This window comes from Sulfurimonas sp. SWIR-19, assembly GCF_020410885.1.
In the GTDB taxonomy this organism is placed as follows: Bacteria; Campylobacterota; Campylobacteria; order Campylobacterales; family Sulfurimonadaceae; genus Sulfurimonas; species Sulfurimonas sediminis.
In genome coordinates this window covers 2052086-2070691 of record NZ_CP084578.1, presented here as the reverse complement: position 1 = coordinate 2070691, position 18606 = coordinate 2052086, and the positions used below count along the sequence as shown (strand labels likewise).

The window sequence follows — 18606 nt, the reverse complement described above, 5'->3', positions numbered from 1 at the left end:
TGCCTGTCAGGCACTTAGCTTAAAGGAATAAAGTTTGCACTGCAGAAACTGAACTTGGTGCTGATTGTTTTGACAGGAGTCTCTTTTGAAATTTTTGAACAGTTTTCATCAGTAATGATAAAACTGTTTGCCTCTGCCAAAGGAGAAATCATCCCCGGAGCATACTGCTCACAAACTGTAAAATATTCACCATCAAAATAGCCGGGAATAACGGTTCTCCTTCCTGAACGCAGTGTGACATCATTTTTCATTTTGGCAGTAATAGGGTTGATGTATTTGTTTTTTTGTCCGCTCATTGCATAAATAATGCTTCTTCCGAAAAGCTCAAAATTCAAAGCGGCTGCGAGCGGATTTCCAGGCAGATTCAAGATGACTTTGTTTCCGATTTTTCCAAAAGTGGTCGGTTTTCCAGGTTTAATGGATACTTTTTCAAAAAGAATTTCATAACCTAAGGCTCCAAACGCCTCTTTTGTAAAGTCGGCATCGCCTACACTTACCCCGCCGCTCGTAATGATAAAATCACAGTCAAGCGCACTTTGGATATGCGTATGAATATCTTCCAAAGTATCTGCGGCAGTACCGATAAACTCCACTTCACAGCCAAGTTCTTTGACACGGGAGAGGAGAGTCGGTGTATTTGTATTGTAGAGTTGATACTCGGTAATCTGCTCAAAGTGCATTTTTAATTCATTCCCTGAGGCAAACAGCGCGACACGGGGTTTTTTGTATACTTTGACATGGCTGATTCCCTGAGAGGCAAGCAGGGTGATTTGGTGGGCATCAATAATATCGCCGCAGGAGAGGAGCAGGGTCTCTTTTTTTATATCTTCACCACTGAGACGAATATGCTTTGAGATGACAAGATTGTCGGGAAGTTTGACACCGTTTTGGCACTCTTGTGTATCTTCAATCGGTACGATACACTGGGTTCCAAGCGGAATTCTTGCTCCTGTCATGATTTTGATGGCTTCTCCGTGTTTGAGTTCCCCCTGAAAATCATCACCTGCAAAAATTGTGCACGATACTCTAACACACTTGTCAGAGTCTTCTATCTTTACCGCATATCCGTCCATCGCGGAATTGTCATAAGGCGGCAGATTGTGTGTTGCTGTAATATCTTCGGCAAGTATATAGCCCAAAGCTTCTTCAATCGGCAGTATTTTGAGCGATTTTCGTTTTGTATTTGTATAAATCAGTTCGAGCGCTTTTTCAATGCTTACAGTCATAATAGTATATCCTTTGTGCAGACTCTTTGTTTAATGGACATATTATAATATAATTTCGTTATGAATGAAATGTATAATATGGGTTTAAGCCTACATAGTTGGTCTGCTGTTGCAATTTTAGTGATGATTTTTATAAATCTTTTTTTTCTGATAAGTTCTCAAGAGCTTTCTAAGTACAAAAGGGTTAATACTTTGTATCTGACACCTTTGACAATGACAATACTTGGTTCGCTTTTGTTTACCGGTATTGTGATGATGGCGGCAAAGCATCTGCATTTTAGCATAGAAAATATTGCTATGATTCTTTTAGGTGTTGTGTTGATTGTTTTGGAAACAAAAAGGTTAAAAGCCCTAAAATATCTGAACACGAAAAAAGAGCATGCTTTTAATGCATACAAACCGTTTGCAAGAACAATTTTGCAGGCAGAATTTGTTTTGGTGCTTTTGATGTCACTGTGGATGTGGTTTTTGTAAAATGGTATATCTTTTCAATGCAGAGGCAGGGCAGGAGACTTTACATGTAAAGAGCGAAGACTTTAAATACCTTATAAAAGTACGCCGTCACAAAGTCGGTGACGAACTGGGCTTTCGCAATAAAGAAGATATAGATACGCTTCATCTTTACAGGCTGCAGAAAATAGAACCAAGAACGGCAGAGTTTGCGCGTATTTCTTCAGAAATTCTGAGAGTCAAAGCGGAAAAAGAGCTGCATATCGGCTGGTGTGTCATTGATAACAAGTCTGTTGAAAAAGTACTGGCAAGTCTGAACGAAACAGGGGTGAAGAAGATTACTTTCATCTACTGCGAGCGCAGTCAAAAAAACTTTAAGCCTGATTTCAAGCGGTTTGAACGGATTATACAGGCTTCAAATCAGCAGTGTGGACGTACAGAGTTTATGGAGTTTACTACATGTGAAGGGCTCGAAACATTTATCAAAGAAAACCCGGATACAAAAGTTTTTGATTTTACAGATAAAAAACTCGAATGTGAGAGTGATTTTACAACGGTACTGATAGGCTGTGAGGGCGGGTTTTCAGCCAAAGAAAAAGAGTTTTTGAAAAATCAGGAAGTTTTTAGGCTGGGTACACCTATGATCCTTCGTTCCGAGAGTGCTGTTATGGCTGTTGCAAGCAAAATATTGCTTTAAGGACACCGTGATATAATTTTTGAATGAAGAGTTATAATATAATTTATAAAGATGAAAAAACATTTCAAAAATTTGTAAAAAAGCATAAACTGAAAGAGGAAGAAGCACTTCTTGTTCAGGTGTTGAGCGGGATTACAGAGGAAGAGTTCTGCCTCTCTCTTGCACAGTTTATCAAAAAAGAACTCCCTTATGCAAATATCATCGGTACCACAACGGCCGGCGGCATAGCGAATGCTGTGATGTATGACAAAGAAGTTGTGCTCTCTTTGAGTCTCTTTAAAAAAAGTACAGTCGTTTCGAAACTTTACTCTTTTGAAGATGATTTTAATGTTGCAATGATGCAAAAAGCGTTGGTGCGGGACAATACAAAAGCGATGATAATTTTCAGTGACGGATTTAAAAGCAACGCTGAAGCATTGATAGAAGATATTCACAGGGCTATGCCCGATATTGTCATTGCAGGAGGAAGAGCCGGTGATGAACTTTTTCAAAAAACATTTGTTTTTGACGAGAAAGACTACAGTGACAACGGATGTGTGATAGCAACATTAAGCGGTAAGGGACTCCATGCCAAGAGTGATTATATTCTTGCCTGGACCCCTATCGGCAAAGAGATGATAGTGACAAAAGCACAAGAGACTGTTTTGTATGAACTTGACGGAATCCCTGTTTTGGACATATACAAGAGATACCTCGGCAAGCATATTTTGGAAAAAATTCCTGAAGCATGTGCTCCTTTTCCCTTGCTGCTGAAAAAAGGAGACATTACTGTAGCGCGGGATCCGATTGCTGTGACGCAAGAGGGCTTTTTGCAGTATGCAGGCAGATTTGAAGTAGGCGATGTTGTGCGGTTTAGTTTTGCAGACATTGAAGATTTGACAGATCACCTTGATGAACTCTACGGTGCTTTGAGCCGGTACTGTGCAGAGACAATTTTTATATATTCCTGTGTCGCACGAAAAGCACTTTTAGGAGAAAAACTTGAAGATGAACTGGGTGTTTTGGAAGCCATCGCACCGACAGGCGGTTTTTTTACTTTTGGTGAATTTTTCCAATCTTGTGAAATGGCGGAGTTGTTAAATGTCACAACAACAGCGCTCTTCTTATCAGAATCAGACTCTACAGAGTGTGAGAAAAAAAGTTTTGCACCAAAGCATACTTTTGACTCTATAAAAAAGTCATTAACCCATCTGGTCAAAATGACATCCCAGGAGTTGGAGACCTTGACTATTCATGATCCGCTGACTGCCTTGTATAACCGACAGGAGTATATCCGCATAGTTACAAAGAAGATAAAAAGTGCAAAACGGTATGGTGAAGTGTTTGGCATGATGATGATTGATATAGACTTTTTTAAACTGGTCAATGACAATTACGGACATGATGTCGGAGATCATGTTTTGAAAAAAATTGCAGATGTTTTGCTGAAAAATGTACGCGAGGATGATTTTGTTGCACGATGGGGCGGTGAAGAGTTTATCATCATTGTCAAAAATGCCAAAGTAGAAGCTTTGGAAAAAGTAGCACAGAAGATTCAGAAAAAGATGCTTCAGGAATCTTTTACTCCGGTGCCAAAGGTGACGCTCTCCTTCGGATTAACGCTTTACTGTGAGGGAGATGATGAGGACGCACTCTTTAAGCGTGTAGACAATGCACTCTACAGAGCAAAGGAGAACGGAAGAAATCAGTATATCATCGGATAAATTTTGTATTAAGAAAAAATTTGGTTATAATTCCATTCAGAAAATCTGCCCCCATACGGATTTAAAAAATATATAGATATTCGTACTTCGACGAGTATCAAAAGGTAAAAAGATGAAAAAAGGTATTCACCCTCAGTTAGTTGACTGTACTGTTACATGTGCATGTGGTAACACTTTTGTTACAAAGAGCCAAAAGCCGGAAATGAGAATTGATATTTGTAATGAATGTCACCCGTTCTTTACAGGTGAAGAGCGTATGGTTGATACAGCTGGACGTATCGAGAAATTTAACGCACGTTACAATAAAAAATAATTTTTTAACTTGCTGACTCTTGTTCCAACTCCGATTGGAAACATCGGCGATATTTCACTCAGAGCGATTGATGCTCTGAGAAGCGCTGACACACTTTTATGCGAAGACACCCGCGTTACCAAAAAACTCATCCATATTCTTAAAGAACGTTATAATACTGAGTTTAAAGACGATCAAAAGTTTATTGCCCTGCATTCTCATAATGAACAAAGTTTTGTTGAAAAACTAGAGCCCTCTTTTTTTAAGCAAAATATTGTTTATGTCAGTGATGCCGGTATGCCCGGTGTAAGCGACCCTGGACAGGTGCTTGTTGCCTACTGCCTGGAACATAATATTTCCTATGATGTGCTTCCCGGTGCCAATGCCGTACTTACTGCTTTTGTTGCGAGTGGATTTTGTGAAACAAAAATGTTGTTTTTAGGATTTTTGGATCATAAAGGCAGCAGTCGCAGTGAAGGTTTGCAGCGTGCTTTGCACAGTGGCTATACAACAGTTTTATATGAGTCTCCTCACCGTTTGGAAAAACTGCTTTTAGAAATTGCAAAAGAAGCACCTGAAAGAGAAATATTTCTGTGCAAAGAGCTGAGTAAAAAATATCAAAGATATCTGCGTGGCACTGCAGCTGAAACAGTTGCAAAACTTGATGGAAACTTTCGTGGCGAATGGGTTGTGGTGATTCAGGCAGCTAATGAACAAAACAGTTCTGCCGTCAGTGAAAACGATATACTGGCACTGGACCTGCCTAAAAAAGTGCAGGCAAAACTCATCAGTAAAATTACAGGCGAAAATACAAAAGAGATTTATCAAAGATTAATGTAAATTTATGAAAAAATTTTAAATAAACACTTTTTTGGATAAAATACTCTCATGTTAATTTATGCCAAACAACCAATATATTATCTTATCAACAACTATCCGCAAAAAATAAAGACTCTGTATCTTGCAAAAGAACTTGAGAAAAAAGAGTACTCCCGTCTTATGAAAATGGGTTTTGAAATAAAACGCATTCCAAATGAAGCAGCCGTTAAAATGAGTAAAAATGCCAACCATCAGGGATTTTTGGCTGAGGTACAAGATTACAAACTCCATAATTACCAGACATTTTTAGATAAAGAGTTTGTAGTCGTTTTGGCAGGGCTCACTGATGTCGGCAATATCGGGGCTATTGTACGAAGTGCCTATGCTTTGGGCGTGGATGCGATTATTGTCAGTGGAATCAAACATCTTAATATTGAACCGTTGCTTCGTACAAGTACCGGCGCACTTTTTGATATGCCTTTGGCTGTTGAAAACAACATTCATAATTTATTGAATGATTTTAAGATGTCCGGTTTTGTCAGCTATGGTGCTGATATGGGCGGCATTGATATCAGAGAAGCAAAAATTGTAAAAAAAAGGCTTTTGGTCCTGGGCAATGAAGGAGAGGGTCTTACTGCAAGAGTAAGCGCAAAGTTAGACAATATAGTCAGTATAAAAATGGCACATGATTTTGATTCACTGAATGTAAGTGTTGCCGGAGCTATTTTAATGGACAGGATGAGATATGAACAATGACGGGTTGGAAAAATTAAAAGATATCGGCGCACAGAAAATTTATGAAGATACACACATACCGGTAGGACATATACAGGCAATTTTACATGCAAGCTTTGACGGTTTGAACAAAATTCAGTTTATGGGTTTCATTTCGATACTCCAAAGAGAGTATAACATTGATTTAAGTGAACTTAAAAATGCCGGCATTGCTTATTATAATGAAAAAAATCCGGTTGAGACAACTACTGAAGACGGGATTTTCATAGCACCGAAAAAAGAGAAAAACTTTACACTTTTTTATATTTTACTTGCGATGGTTGTGCTGCTTGCTGCTTTGTATTATACAGTGGAACAGACAGATAAAGAGACAGAGACTCCTCCTCCAAAAGAAAACTATACTCAGATTGTAGCTGTTGATACAAATGTCAGTCAGAAAAAAGAGGAAAACAGGACACTCAAAGATGCAAACACGACACAGGAAGTTGCAGTAAAAAAAGAAAAAGCCGTAGAGAAAAGTTTTAAAATTATTGCTAGATCAAAAGTTTGGATGGGTTATATTGATGTTGCAACAAACAAGAAATATCAAAAGACATTTACGGGAGAGTTTGATCTTAATCCGGACAAAGAGTGGCTTTTGATTTTTGGGCATGGCTACATAGATGTTGTCACGGATGCAGAGAAAAAGAAATTTAATTCGAAAAAAACATTAAGACTCCTGTATAAAGACGGTGCAGTGAAGGAGTTGACTTTTGAGGAGTTTAAAAGACTCAACAGAGGTAGTGCATGGTAAAAGTCTTTGTTCTCCTGGCACTCTTTTTCAGTTTTGCAAATTGTGCTGATATAACACAAGACCCATTGGATGTGAAAATTAAAAGCTTTTTAGGTGAAAAATCCTATGAGACAAACAAAGATTTTATCAATGTGATTTTTGAACCGAAATCCTCTTTTTATGTCAAAGACAGAGTCAATGCGGTAAAAGTCATACAGACACTCAAGGACAATGGTCTGTTAAATCTTTTTTTTCGTTCACCACAGGATTTTCGGCTCAATTTTAAAACAAGCGGGTATCCTCTCTTTTTTGTAAAAATCATGGAAGATACTTTACAAAATCTAGGCTATTTCAGATATGTGACAACAGCATCAAATTTTGACAGTTCAGAATTTTCCTGGAGTATCAATCTCACATCAGAGTATGCAACCGATCCTTTGATACTGCAAAACGAACTGCAAAAAAGCGGTTGCAATATAATAGACGTAGAAAAAAATTCTTTGAAAGAGTGGACATACACCATTGACATAAGCAACGGATATCTCAATGTACCGCAGTTGCATACAGGCGAAGAGCTGAAATTAAAACGCTCTTTGTATGCCCACTGGCTAGATATTTCAAAGATCAGAAGTTTGACGATAAAAAGTTCAAGAAGAAACAGATGGTATCCGTATATTGCTTATTATGATGCTTCTTTACACCTTTTAAAACTTTTTAAAAAAAATAAAATCTATAAAAAGCTGGCACTGAGAATGCCTAAAAATGCGAAATATATCAAAATATCGGATATGCATACACTCAAAAATGTGAAAGATGAACTTGTGTTGTATCCGAGCGGTACAAGATAATTCGCAGACTGTAACTTTATTCTAATAATTTTTCGCTAAAATAGCACTAAATATTTCATGTTATAGGGTAAACAATGTTTGATGAGTTTAATTTTAATAGAGTTGAGAGACTTCCAAAGTATGTATTTGCGGAAGTTAATGATATAAAAATGGCAGAACGCCGTGCCGGTAAAGATGTTATAGATTTTTCTATGGGAAATCCGGATGGTCCAACGCCGGAGCATATAAGAAACAAACTTGTCGAATCAGCCCAAAAAACAAAAACGCACGGATACTCCTCTTCAAAAGGAATTCCAAAACTCCTCAAAGCAATAGCAGACTGGTATGAACGCCGTTATGACTGCAAGCTTGATCCTGAAACAGAATGTGTCGCAACGATGGGTTCCAAAGAGGGATATGCACACCTTACCTATGCCATTACAAACATAGGCGATGTGGCGGTTGTACCTGATCCTACCTACCCGATTCACGAATACTCTTTTATTTTGGCCGGAGGCAATGTCATCAAATTCGGTATAGAGTTTGATGAGCATTACCGGGTAAATGAAGATCACTTTTTTGAGAGTCTGGAAAAGGTCTTTAAAGAGAGCTCTCCAAAACCAAAATATGTATTGGTGAATTTTCCGCACAATCCGACAACGGCAACGGTTACACCTGAGTTTTATGAGCGTCTTGTTACAATGGCAAAAGAGAAGAGATTTTATGTTATTTCCGATATTGCCTACGGTGATATTACTTTTGACGGTTACAAAACACCTTCTATCATGAGTGTAGAGGGTGCAAAAGATGTGGCAGTCGAGTCGTTTACCCTCTCTAAGTCATACAATATGGCAGGCTGGCGTGTAGGCTTTTTTGTCGGAAACAAAAAGCTCATAGGCGCATTGCAAAAAATCAAATCATGGTTGGATTACGGAATGTTTACACCTATTCAGGTGGCGGCAACTGTGGCACTCAATGGGGATCAGACCTGTGTGAGTGAAATTACACAAAAATACAATCACCGCCAGGAAGTGCTTATAGAAGCCTTCGGACGTGCGGGCTGGCATATCCAAAAAAATGAAGCGACGATGTTTTCATGGGCAAAAATCCCTGAATGTGTGGCGCATCTTGGTTCTTTGGAATTCTCAAAACGACTGCTGACAGAAGCAGGTGTTGCCGTGGCTCCGGGTATAGGTTTTGGAGAATACGGTGAGGGGTATGTTCGTATAGCACTTATTGAAAATGACAACAGAATCCGTCAGGCTGCCAGAAATATCAAAGAATTTTTAAAACAGTTTGACGGCTGTAAAAAAGAGAGTAAAAAGTAATGATAAAAGTCGGAATAATAGGTGTGGGAACCGTCGGAACAAGTGTAGCACAGATTTTAAAAGAGAACGCAGATGTAATTTCTGCCCGTGCGGGTGTTGATATTGTTGTAAAAAGCGGTGTGGTTAAAAACCTTCAAAAAGAGAGAGGTTTGGATATAACACTCACAGACAATGTGGATGATATTATCAATGATGAAGAGATAGACATTGTTGTAGAGTTGATGGGCGGAGTGGAAGAGCCTTTTGAAGTTGTCAAGCGTGCACTCAAAGCCGGAAAATCTGTTGTAACTGCAAACAAAGCGCTGCTGGCATATCATCGTTATGAACTTCAGGAGATTGCAAAAGACAAAGCTTTTGAGTTTGAAGCAAGTGTTGCAGGCGGTATTCCTATCATTACAGCATTACGTGACGGTCTTTCAGCCAATCATATAGAGTCAATAGTAGGCATTATGAACGGTACATGTAACTACATGATGACGAAAATGACAAATGAGGGTGTGGCCTATGATGACATACTCAAAGAGTCTCAGGAACTCGGATATGCCGAGGCTGATCCGACTTTTGATGTGGGTGGCTATGATGCAGCACATAAGTTGCTTATATTGGCTTCCATTGCCTATGGCATTGATGCAAAACCTGAAGATATTCTCATAGAGGGTATACAAAATGTTACACAGGATGATATATCTTTTGCAAAAGAGTTTGGCTATGCCATCAAGCTTTTAGGCATTGCAAAAAAAGACAAAAATGAAGTTGAGTTGCGGGTACATGCCTGTTTAATCAAACAAGAGGAGATGATAGCAAAGATAGACGGTGTGATGAACGGTATCTCTGTTGTTGGTGACAAAGTAGGTGAAACACTCTACTATGGTCCGGGTGCAGGTGGAGATGCAACGGCTTCTGCTGTTGTAGCAAACATTATAGATATTGCAAGAAGCGGAAAATCTACGCCTATGCTCGGATTTAACAGACCAATGGAAGGGAGTCAGCTCACGCTCAAGCCAACTGAAAAAATCAGATCCAAATACTACCTGAGAATCAATGTTTCAGACAGAGCAGGCGTGCTTGCCGGATTGACAAAAATCTTTGAACAAAATGATATTTCGATTGAGACAATGCTGCAGCGTCCGACAGAAAACGCAAGTGCAAATCTTCTTATATCGACACATACAGCTTTGGAAAAAGACATTCAAAATATGATGAATGAAATCGAGCAACTTAATTTTGTCAATGCAAAGCCTGCTATGATCAGGATTGTGTAAAGCAGTGAAAATTCTTATTACGGGTGCAAGTTCCGGTCTTGGAGCAGAGTTCGCCCGTCAATATGCTGCTGCACATGTAGAGCTTTTTTTGCTAGCTCGCAGAGAAGAGCGTTTGCAAAAACTGCAAAAGGAACTTCGCTCTACATGTAAAGCTGTTAACATTTTTGCTGTGGATGTGACTGATTTTTCTTTACTGCAAGAAAAAATAGAAGAAATCGGTGTTGTCGATTTGGTAATTTTAAATGCCGGTATCTCTCTTGGTCATGCACAAAACATACCAACAATAGCAGCATTTGAAAATCTTTACAAGGTGAATGTTCTTGCAAATCATGCAATTTTGGAAGTGTTGTTACCGAAATTACAGGCGAAAAAAAGTGGGCACATTGTATTTATCTCCTCACTCTCTTCGCTTTTTACACTCCCGAGTGCCAAAGTATATGCCTCATCAAAGCGTGCACTTAATGCCTATGCAGAGGGAATTCGATACAAGTATGCGCAAGACGGTTTACATGTAAGCATACTTTTACCGGGATTTATAAAGAGTGAACTGACAGATAAAAATGATTTTGCTATGCCGTTTTTGTTGGAAACGAAAGAGGGAGTAAGACGGATGAAAAAAGCAATAGACAAAAGAAAAGAGTTTTATGCTTTTCCTCTTAGATTTTATTTAATCATTCAGCTTATGAATTTACTTCCATCAGCCTTAAGGCAAAGAATTGTAAACTACCTTCATTGAACTGCAGATTTTTTAAAAAGCATATCTTAGAAGGCAAATCCTCGCTTTGCTCTGAGCTTCACGATATACTTTTTAAAAAATCTTATCGAATGAATGATGGTGTTAGGGAGCGCGGAAAAAATGGGAAATATAGAAACAATAGACAGTGTATGTACATACTGCGGTGTAGGCTGTGATATAGCAGCAGATGTGGATGTAAAAGAGAATAAAATAAAAAAAATATATGCACACCCTGACGGAGTGGTTTCTCAGGGAAAGCTTTGTATAAAAGGCAAATACGGTTTTGATTTTGTAGATGCCAAGGACAGACTGCGTACACCTCGAATTCGTAAAAGCTTTTTAGAGAAGAACCCGACTATTAAAGATGCTATTGCTAAGTCTTTGGTGGATCTTGATGAAACGTGGTATGAATGTGATTTAGAGGCGGCAACGACTGCCTGTGCACTCAAACTGAAAGAGATTCAAGCACAGTACGGTCGCAAATCTGTGGCTTCCATCGGTGGGGCGAGAACATCTTGTGAGAGTTCTTACCTTTTTCAAAAATTTACCCGTCATACGCTCAATTCTCCGCATGTCGATAATTGTGCGCGTGTATGTCACTCTCCTTCTCTCAAAGGAATGCGTGTAACCATAGGTGAGGGTGCGGCAACAAATCCTTATAATGATATTTACAATACCGAGTTTATGATAGTGATTGGTTCAAATACGACAGAGGCGCATCCTATTATCGCAAATCGTATTCTTGATGTAGCCCGTGAACATGATAATTTGGCAGTATTTGATGTGCGGGAAATAAAATTGCATAGATTTGCAAAATATAAAGCGATTATGCCACATGAAGCCAATCTGCTGATTTTAAATATGCTAGCCTATGTCATAATAGATGAAGAGTTATATGATGAGAGTTTTATAGCAGACAGAACCAAAGGATTTTTAGCATTTAAAGAAAAAATATTGAGTGATCCGTATGCGAATCCTGATTATTTTAATGAGCTTGAAGGGTATGAATATCTGGCGAAAATGGTACGCAAAGTAGCACGTGAATATGCACTGAAAAAATCTATGATATTTTGGGGATTAGGTATCACAGAGCATTTGGATGGTAGTTATGCAGTGATGGCCATCACACACTTGGCACTTATGACGGGCAATATCGGTAAAGTGGGTGCAGGACTGATGCCGTTGCGTGGGCAAAATAATGTGCAGGGAACTTGTGATATGGGTATGTTGCCCTATTATGACCCAGATTATCAAGAGCCAAAAGAGGTGGGGCTTATGACGCCGCAACTTGTCGATGAGATGTTAGAAGACAGACTCAAAGCAGTACTTAATATCGGCGAAGACTTAACACACATTCATCCAAATTTAAACAAAGTTGATAAAGCATTTGAAGAACTTGATTTGCTTTTTGTACAAGAACTTTTTATGACGGATGTCGCAAATCGGGCAGATATTGTCGTGGGTGTGAAATCAGCGTATGAAAAAACCGGTGTTTATGTCAATGCAATGCGAAGACTGCATCTCTCGCAACCGCTTGTAAAATCCGATTTGCCTGATGATTGGGAAGTATTGCAAATGCTTGACAATAAAATGGGTGGAGATGCAAACTATGCAAGCTCAAAAGATGTCTGGGATGAGGTACGGGAAGTTGCCTACAGACGTTTTAGCGGAGCAGACTATCATAGGCTTGAAAAACACCGTAAACGAGGTTTGCAGTGGCCTGTGCATACGGAAGATACACCAATTTTACACCAGTTGGATTTTAGAACAGAGGATGGATATGGATACTTTGTGTATCATCAGTATAAACTTCGAGGTATGGTGAAAGAGATACAAAATAAATCTCTTAAAGGCTACCATCTTACCACGGGAAGAACATTGGCACACTATAATAATGCCGCCCAGACAAAACGAAGTCCAAAGCTCAATGACAGATATGAAGAAGATATATTGTTAGTGTATGAAGGTGATGCCGATGATTTTGTCAGTGAAAAGGTCATACTTAAAAGCGAATGGGGTCAAACCAATCCGCTTAGAGTAAAAATTACAGACAAAGTTCAGCCAAAAACGCTTTTTGCAACCTTTCACCATGCTGAGTCTAAAATAAACAATCTTTTTGGCGACAAAAGTGATGAACTAATTCTAACTGCCGCATTTAAATCGGTGCAGGTTGAAGTAATAAATTGCTAAACGAACACTAGCCCAGCTATCTCGGAACCCAGACTTCAGTCTGGGCTGAGAGTTGCTTTGAAAATTGCCAAGAAAGGATATAAATCCATGAGCAGAGCCAAAGGAAATGTAGCAGAAGATAAAGCTGCTTCTTTTCTAACCCAAAACGGCTACCAAATAATGGAACGAAACTTTTATTCCCGGTTTGGTGAAATAGACATTATTGCTTTTAAAGACGATATTTTGCATTTTGTAGAAGTAAAAAGCGGCGAAGATTATGAACTCGCCATCCAAAATATAACACCGACAAAACTCTCCCGCCTTATAAAAACCGCCCATGTATATATGAAAAAAAATGCTTTGGATCCTGATTATATGTTTGATGCACTGATTGTGACTCCGAAAAATATAGAAATATTGGAAAACATTACAATTTAATTTAATATATGCTAAACTGTGCAAAGTGAGCGTGAGTACAGAGGGATGTTATTGTGAAAAATAATTTTTTAAATACCATAATGGACAAAGAATATTTGCTTCAGACATTTGACAAAGAGGTGATTTTTTCTGCAACTGATTTGCATGGAAAAATTGTTTATGCCAGTGAAGCATTTTGCAAAATAAGTAAATATTCCCAAGAAGAACTTTTAGGAAAAAACCATAATATTTTAAGACATCCTGATATGCCTAAAGAGCTGTTTGCAGATATGTGGAGTACTCTGAAATCGGGAAAAGAGTGGTATGGCGAGATTAAAAACAGAGCCAAAGACGGGAGTGTCTACTGGGTTAATGCACATATTGCACCCTATACGGATGAAAGGGGTGAAGTGGTCGGTTACCATGCACTGAGAGAAAATATTACAGATAAAAAAGCTTTGCAAGAGTTGCAGAAAAATATGGAAAATATGAATGAGTATCTCAAAGAAGAGGTGCACAGAAGAATTAAAGACATTGTGTCATTAAACAAAGAGATCCGTGAAACGCAAAAAGAAATCATATTTACAATGGGAACAATCGGTGAGAGCCGTTCCAAAGAGACAGGAAATCATGTAAGGCGGGTGGCGGAATATTCCCGCTTGTTGGCGGAGTACAGTGGTATGGATAAATTTCATGCACAAATGTTAAAAGAAGCAAGTCCGATGCATGATATCGGAAAAGTAGGTATATCTGATGCCATACTCAATAAACCGGGAAGACATACCGCTCAAGAGAGTGAAATTATGAAAACACATACGACTTTGGGGTACGAAATGCTCAGGCACAGTGATAAAGAACTTTTACAAATTGCAGCCACTGTTGCTTATGAGCATCATGAAAAATATGATGGTTCGGGATACCCGAGAGGCTTGGCGGGAGAAGATATAAGCATATATGCAAGAATTACCGCTGTGGCAGATGTTTTTGATGCACTCGGAAGCGAAAGAGTTTATAAAAAAGCCTGGAAGGATGAAGATATTGTTGCAATGTTTGAAGAAGAAAAAGGAAGACACTTTGACCCTCTGCTTATTGATATATTTTTAAATAATATTGAGGATTTTAAAAAAATAAGAGACCGGTATTGTGATGTTGCCTGCTCTTAGTTGTCTGCATTTAAATCGGCTTCATCAAGAAGAGTAAAAAAACCTGCGGGCTCAAGCACTCCGAAACTTTCAAATAAAATTTTTCCCTCTGAATCAAGAAAATAGTGCCTTGGAACGCCGAATCTCTGGAATTTTTTTGGAATAAAGTGCCGGTCACGCGAAAGATATAAGAGAATATAATTCTGACGCAGTTTTTTGATGACTTTTTTTTGAGAAAGTGTTGTCTCTTTAAATCTTTTGCAAAAGTGGCATTTGTCCGCTCCAACAAAGAGGTAGATGTTTTTCTGCTCTTTTTGTGCCAGACTGAGGGCTTTATCATAATCATGCAGCCATTTGTCTGTTGCAAATCCGAACAAAGAAGAGACTAAAAACAGAGTCGTTATAAAGGTTTTCATGCGCTAATTATATTGAGATTACAATTAAAATGATATAATTTACTTACTATAAAATGATATCTTAGGAAAAAGTGATGAAAGAAGCAAAAATATTTTTCGGTTCTAAAGAAGTCGGTAAAGCTGAGGTGAGCCAAAGAAAGTCCCCTTATAACGGAGAAGTAGTCTCAACTGCGCCTGTATGCAGTGAAGAAGATGCAAAAAAAGCATTGCATATTGCAAAAGAGGCTGCTGTATTTGCCAAAAAAAGTACACTGGCACAGCGTTGTGCATGGCTCCTTGACGTTGCCAAAAAGCTTCAGGAAAATAAGGAAGATTTGGCAAAAACCATTACGGACGAAGTGGGTAAACCCATAACTTTTTCACGTATAGAGGTTGAACGCTGTATCGAGACCATAACTCTTTCAGCAGAAACAATGCGCACTATGCATGGGGAAACAATTAACACTGATGCCATGCCGAGCGGGAAAAAAACGCTTAGCTTTTTTCGACGCGAACCGGCCGGTGTTGTGGTGGCCATTACACCTTTTAACTTTCCTTTAAACCTCGTGGCGCACAAGCTCGGGCCAGCGCTTGTTGCGGGAAATGCTGTAGTGCTTAAACCGACACCCGAAGCACCATTGACTGCATATAAATTTGCAAAGCTTTTTATTGAGAGTGATTATGCCGTACCTGATGCTTTGAGTGTAGTATATGGTGATGCAGAAGTGGGTAATGCTTTGATTACAAGTGATATTCCGCGTGTGATCAGTTTTACGGGGAGTGTTCCTGTTGGTAACATTATTACAAAAAATGCAGGGATTAAAAAAATAGGGCTTGAACTCGGAGGCAATGCAGCAACATTCATAGAAAAATCGGCTGATCTGGCTTACGCAGCCACAAAATGTGCCATGGGTGCTTTTGTCAATTCCGGTCAGGTGTGTATATCTTTGCAAAGAATTTATGTGCAAGAAGATATTTATGATGAGTTTGCAGAGTTGATGGCAAAAGCAACAAAGAAATTAAAAGTAGGCAGTCCTTATGATGAAGAAACATTTATGGGCCCGCTTATAGATGATGAATCATGTGAACGCGCGATGGCATGGGTGGATGCGGCTATAAAAGAGGGAGCCATTCCATTGCTGGTTCCGCGTTTGGAGGGGAGAACTTTTTACCCCTGTGTGATGGCAAATGTCAGAGATGATATGGCAATTATCTGTGAAGAGGTTTTTGCACCGATAGTTTCACTGGTGAAGGTGGCTGATTTTGACGATGCGGTTGAAAGAATGAATGATTCGCCGTACGGTTTGCAGTTTTCAGTTTTTACCAATGATTTAATGCTTACAAACCGTGCGATAGAAGAGTTGGATGCCGGAGGAATTGTCATAAACGATATGCCGACACTTCGTTTTGACATACAGCCTTACGGTGGAGTGAAACTCAGCGGAGTAGGGCGTGAAGGTCCTCGTTTTGCCATAGAAGAGATGACGGAGATAAAATCTATTGTCATCTGCTAAAAAAAAAGTGATTGTTTCTGCCTGCATTTTGGGTGAATACTGCCGTTATGATGGAAAAACAAAGAAGATATCTGCGGTAGAAGAGGCTTTAAAGGGGTATGAAATTATCCCTTTTTGTCCTGAAGCACCGCTTTTTGGAACACCAAGAGAGCGCATTAATGTCATGCTGAGAGAAGGTGAAAACAGAATTGTTACTGATGAAACAAACAAGGATGTGACAAAACTGTTAGAAGGTGAAATCAATGCTTTTATAGCAGCTCACCCGCAAGTTGACCGAATTGTTTTAAAGTCAAAATCCCCAAGCTGCGGCTATGGCACAACGCCGATTCTGGATGAAAAAAAAGACCCTATAGCTCTTGGCAACGGCATTGCCGCCGAGCTTATGCAGGCACACTATAAGGATATTAAAATAGAAGACGAGTGTTCATTTATGAAACATAATCCAAACGGGTCAGATTGACATACCAGTCATCTCTGTAGTAGTGACGCGACGGTTGCAAATATATTTTAAAGGCATCCTCAAAACATTCTATTTTTTTAATACAATTCTCTGGAATTTCAAGGGCATTTTCACAAATACTTTTTGCACAGGTATCATCCAAATCACAAAAAAACTCCAACTCGGGATTGTTCGCATCAATTGTAAACTCTCTCTCATGCATCTGTTTTTCTCCGTTTTTAGTGGGTTTTAGTATTATAATATATTTTTATTACAGTATGATTACAAACTATGCACAAAAAAGCATCATACTGATGCAGAATGCTTTTTTATGACAAAATAAATGTACTTTTGTTCACTCTTTTTTGGTGTGACATGAGTATACTCTTCACTTTGGGTAAGCTCTAAATTCTTTGGCAGTTCTTCTAACATTTTTTTATGATCATAGGCTACAATGTCCAGTCCTGCACATTGTATTTCTCCATTAACTTGAAAGGTGCTGATAATTGCCGTTGCATTATCTTTGAGTGAATTTGCAAGAACCTCAAAGTATCTTTGTCGTTCTTTTTTGGAGAGTAAAAAATGAAATACTGCTCTGTCATGCCATAAATCAAATTTTTTTTGAGTCTTGAACGTTAAAATATCTCCACAAATATAGTTTACATGTATGGTATTCACTCTGTTTTTTACGACTTCTAAAGATGTTTTTGATGTATCTAAAAGTGTTATATCTTTATAACCGAGCTTAAGTAGATTGTCCACAACAAGTGAGGCGCCGCAACCTGCATCAATAATTGCTGAGTCACTTTTGGCAAATGATTGAATCAAATCAAGGGATTTTTTTGGAGAATTTTGATGCCATAAAACCTGCGTGTAGTTTTTTGTTTGAAATATATTTTCCCAATGCGATTCTCGAAATTTTTCTGCAGGAATCTTCGTTGCGTAAAAAGTCGCACCCTGTGTTGTCTCAGAGGTAGTGTAATGTGTCAGACCCGTGCAGGTAACATTTTCAAAGCCTGCTTTTTGCATCAACTCTATAAGTTCATGTTCTTGCAGAGTTCCTGCAACGCAGTTCGCCCAATCTTCTTCACCCGAATTGCTACAACAGGAATCTTGCTCCAAAGCACAACATTCTGCCTCTTTGGATATATCTATCATATCTGCAAAAGAGATTATGCCGTTTGGTTTTAAAACACGGTAAATCTCTGCAAAAACAGCCTCTTTACATGGAGTGAGATTGATAGCACCGTTTGATATGACCACATCCACACTTTCATCCTCTAAAGAAATATCATCAAAACTGCTCTCTAAAATCTTAATATTTGAAAATCTGGCAAGTTGTGCATGCTCAGTAGCCTTTTGTACCATTGTCGGTGTAATATCTACACCGATAACGTTACCACTTTGCCTTACATGTAAGCGCGATACCAGAACATCAACACCGGCACCGCACCCTAAATCTAAAACAGTGTCACCCTCTTTGATATTTGCATGTATAAAAGGATTGCCAACCGCGGCACAATATTGCCAGACTTCTTTTGGCAAAGCATTTATCCATTCTTCTTTGTAATCATGTGCCTTTGCATTGTCTAAGCCTTTGTCCCAACCAAAATCTTTGTCAGGATTTTTTGCCAACTCTGTGTAGAGGCTGATTATTTGAGTATTATCAGTCATTGTTTTTCT

Annotated in this window: 20 protein-coding genes; 16 read left to right on the top strand and 4 right to left on the bottom strand. The window is 38.8% G+C overall.

All coding sequences use genetic code 11. The annotated features are described in order from the left end of the window. Positions 1 to 14: 14 nt before the first annotated feature. The gene (locus LCX93_RS10800) at positions 15 to 1226 is read right to left on the bottom strand and encodes a molybdopterin molybdotransferase MoeA (RefSeq protein ID WP_226066284.1); all 1212 of its coding nucleotides are present in this window, start codon (positions 1224 to 1226) and stop codon (positions 15 to 17) included. Between the two features lie 60 nt (positions 1227 to 1286). On the opposite strand from LCX93_RS10800, the gene LCX93_RS10795 reads away from it, so the two are divergent. The 14 genes from LCX93_RS10795 to LCX93_RS10730 all read left to right on the top strand — a co-directional run bounded on the left by LCX93_RS10795 (position 1287) and on the right by LCX93_RS10730 (position 14596). Further along, entirely contained in the window at positions 1287 to 1700 is a 414-nt protein-coding gene (locus tag LCX93_RS10795; RefSeq protein ID WP_226066283.1) for a hypothetical protein, read from the top strand. Position 1701: 1 nt separating this feature from the next. Next, positions 1702 to 2373, top strand: a complete 672-nt coding sequence (locus LCX93_RS10790) for a 16S rRNA (uracil(1498)-N(3))-methyltransferase (RefSeq protein ID WP_226066282.1) — start codon at positions 1702 to 1704, stop codon at positions 2371 to 2373. Positions 2374 to 2396: 23 nt separating this feature from the next. Then, positions 2397 to 4076 carry a sensor domain-containing diguanylate cyclase gene (locus LCX93_RS10785; RefSeq protein ID WP_226066281.1) on the top strand — a complete coding sequence of 560 codons (1680 nt, stop codon included), beginning with the start codon at positions 2397 to 2399 and terminating at the stop codon, positions 4074 to 4076. Between the two features lie 112 nt (positions 4077 to 4188). Continuing rightward, a complete protein-coding gene (gene rpmE, locus LCX93_RS10780; RefSeq protein WP_226066280.1) occupies positions 4189 to 4389 on the top strand; it encodes a 50S ribosomal protein L31 in 201 nt (66 codons plus the stop codon). 9 nt (positions 4390 to 4398) lie between these two features. Beyond that, positions 4399 to 5208: a 16S rRNA (cytidine(1402)-2'-O)-methyltransferase gene (gene rsmI / locus LCX93_RS10775; RefSeq protein ID WP_226066279.1), complete on the top strand. Its 810-nt coding sequence runs from the start codon at positions 4399 to 4401 to the stop codon at positions 5206 to 5208. A gap of 48 nt (positions 5209 to 5256) precedes the next feature. After that, positions 5257 to 5943 carry a 23S rRNA (guanosine(2251)-2'-O)-methyltransferase RlmB gene (rlmB, locus tag LCX93_RS10770; protein WP_226066278.1) on the top strand — a complete coding sequence of 229 codons (687 nt, stop codon included), beginning with the start codon at positions 5257 to 5259 and terminating at the stop codon, positions 5941 to 5943. After that, positions 5933 to 6715, top strand: a complete 783-nt coding sequence (locus tag LCX93_RS10765) for a hypothetical protein (protein ID WP_226066277.1) — start codon at positions 5933 to 5935, stop codon at positions 6713 to 6715. Before rlmB ends, LCX93_RS10765 begins: the two co-directional genes overlap by 11 nt. Continuing rightward, a complete protein-coding gene (locus LCX93_RS10760) occupies positions 6709 to 7542 on the top strand; it encodes a hypothetical protein (RefSeq protein ID WP_226066276.1) in 834 nt (277 codons plus the stop codon). The genes LCX93_RS10765 and LCX93_RS10760 overlap by 7 nt, the downstream gene beginning before the upstream one ends. Before the next feature lie 74 nt (positions 7543 to 7616). Further along, positions 7617 to 8849, top strand: a complete 1233-nt coding sequence (locus tag LCX93_RS10755) for an LL-diaminopimelate aminotransferase (protein WP_226066275.1) — start codon at positions 7617 to 7619, stop codon at positions 8847 to 8849. Continuing rightward, entirely contained in the window at positions 8849 to 10111 is a 1263-nt protein-coding gene (locus LCX93_RS10750) for a homoserine dehydrogenase (RefSeq protein WP_226066274.1), read from the top strand. The genes LCX93_RS10755 and LCX93_RS10750 overlap by 1 nt, the downstream gene beginning before the upstream one ends. Positions 10112 to 10115: 4 nt before the next feature. Continuing rightward, positions 10116 to 10847, top strand: a complete 732-nt coding sequence (locus LCX93_RS10745) for an SDR family NAD(P)-dependent oxidoreductase (protein WP_226066273.1) — start codon at positions 10116 to 10118, stop codon at positions 10845 to 10847. A 120-nt stretch (positions 10848 to 10967) separates the two neighbouring features. Further along, positions 10968 to 13037, top strand: a complete 2070-nt coding sequence (locus LCX93_RS10740; RefSeq protein ID WP_226066272.1) for a molybdopterin oxidoreductase family protein — start codon at positions 10968 to 10970, stop codon at positions 13035 to 13037. Between the two features lie 87 nt (positions 13038 to 13124). After that, a complete protein-coding gene (locus LCX93_RS10735; RefSeq protein WP_226066271.1) occupies positions 13125 to 13454 on the top strand; it encodes a YraN family protein in 330 nt (109 codons plus the stop codon). 53 nt (positions 13455 to 13507) lie between these two features. Further along, positions 13508 to 14596 carry an HD domain-containing phosphohydrolase gene (locus LCX93_RS10730; RefSeq protein WP_226066270.1) on the top strand — a complete coding sequence of 363 codons (1089 nt, stop codon included), beginning with the start codon at positions 13508 to 13510 and terminating at the stop codon, positions 14594 to 14596. On the opposite strand, the gene LCX93_RS10725 is transcribed toward LCX93_RS10730, so the two are convergent. Further along, positions 14593 to 14991: a thioredoxin family protein gene (locus LCX93_RS10725; protein WP_226066269.1), complete on the bottom strand. Its 399-nt coding sequence runs from the start codon at positions 14989 to 14991 to the stop codon at positions 14593 to 14595. The genes LCX93_RS10730 and LCX93_RS10725 overlap by 4 nt on opposite strands. 74 nt (positions 14992 to 15065) lie before the next feature. Here LCX93_RS10725 and LCX93_RS10720 point away from each other — a divergent pair, with 74 nt between their 5' ends. Then, positions 15066 to 16484, top strand: a complete 1419-nt coding sequence (locus LCX93_RS10720; protein WP_226066268.1) for an aldehyde dehydrogenase family protein — start codon at positions 15066 to 15068, stop codon at positions 16482 to 16484. Then, positions 16471 to 16944: a 2-thiouracil desulfurase family protein gene (locus LCX93_RS10715; protein ID WP_226066267.1), complete on the top strand. Its 474-nt coding sequence runs from the start codon at positions 16471 to 16473 to the stop codon at positions 16942 to 16944. Before LCX93_RS10720 ends, LCX93_RS10715 begins: the two co-directional genes overlap by 14 nt. Here LCX93_RS10715 and LCX93_RS10710 read toward each other — a convergent pair. Together LCX93_RS10710 and LCX93_RS10705 are read right to left on the bottom strand one after the other, a co-directional pair. Next, a complete protein-coding gene (locus LCX93_RS10710; protein WP_226066266.1) occupies positions 16913 to 17146 on the bottom strand; it encodes a hypothetical protein in 234 nt (77 codons plus the stop codon). The genes LCX93_RS10715 and LCX93_RS10710 overlap by 32 nt on opposite strands. Before the next feature lie 83 nt (positions 17147 to 17229). After that, positions 17230 to 18597, bottom strand: coding sequence for a class I SAM-dependent methyltransferase (locus tag LCX93_RS10705; protein WP_226066265.1), 1368 nt, complete (start codon positions 18595 to 18597; stop codon positions 17230 to 17232). Between the last annotated feature and the right edge of the window lie 9 nt (positions 18598 to 18606).

Bases quoted from the DNA above. Each gene is read 5' to 3' on its own strand.
- LCX93_RS10800 (WP_226066284.1), bottom strand. From the start codon at position 1,226: ATGACTGTAAGCATTGAAAAAGCGCTCGAACTGATTTATACAAATACA.
- LCX93_RS10795 (WP_226066283.1), top strand. From the start codon at position 1,287: ATGAATGAAATGTATAATATGGGTTTAAGCCTACATAGTTGGTCTGCT.
- LCX93_RS10790 (WP_226066282.1), top strand. From the start codon at position 1,702: ATGGTATATCTTTTCAATGCAGAGGCAGGGCAGGAGACTTTACATGTA.
- LCX93_RS10785 (WP_226066281.1), top strand. From the start codon at position 2,397: ATGAAGAGTTATAATATAATTTATAAAGATGAAAAAACATTTCAAAAA.
- rpmE (WP_226066280.1), top strand. From the start codon at position 4,189: ATGAAAAAAGGTATTCACCCTCAGTTAGTTGACTGTACTGTTACATGT.
- rlmB (WP_226066278.1), top strand. From the start codon at position 5,257: ATGTTAATTTATGCCAAACAACCAATATATTATCTTATCAACAACTAT.
- LCX93_RS10765 (WP_226066277.1), top strand. From the start codon at position 5,933: ATGAACAATGACGGGTTGGAAAAATTAAAAGATATCGGCGCACAGAAA.
- LCX93_RS10760 (WP_226066276.1), top strand. From the start codon at position 6,709: ATGGTAAAAGTCTTTGTTCTCCTGGCACTCTTTTTCAGTTTTGCAAAT.
- LCX93_RS10755 (WP_226066275.1), top strand. From the start codon at position 7,617: ATGTTTGATGAGTTTAATTTTAATAGAGTTGAGAGACTTCCAAAGTAT.
- LCX93_RS10750 (WP_226066274.1), top strand. From the start codon at position 8,849: ATGATAAAAGTCGGAATAATAGGTGTGGGAACCGTCGGAACAAGTGTA.
- LCX93_RS10740 (WP_226066272.1), top strand. From the start codon at position 10,968: ATGGGAAATATAGAAACAATAGACAGTGTATGTACATACTGCGGTGTA.
- LCX93_RS10735 (WP_226066271.1), top strand. From the start codon at position 13,125: ATGAGCAGAGCCAAAGGAAATGTAGCAGAAGATAAAGCTGCTTCTTTT.
- LCX93_RS10725 (WP_226066269.1), bottom strand. From the start codon at position 14,991: ATGAAAACCTTTATAACGACTCTGTTTTTAGTCTCTTCTTTGTTCGGA.
- LCX93_RS10720 (WP_226066268.1), top strand. From the start codon at position 15,066: ATGAAAGAAGCAAAAATATTTTTCGGTTCTAAAGAAGTCGGTAAAGCT.
- LCX93_RS10710 (WP_226066266.1), bottom strand. From the start codon at position 17,146: ATGCATGAGAGAGAGTTTACAATTGATGCGAACAATCCCGAGTTGGAG.
- LCX93_RS10705 (WP_226066265.1), bottom strand. From the start codon at position 18,597: ATGACTGATAATACTCAAATAATCAGCCTCTACACAGAGTTGGCAAAA.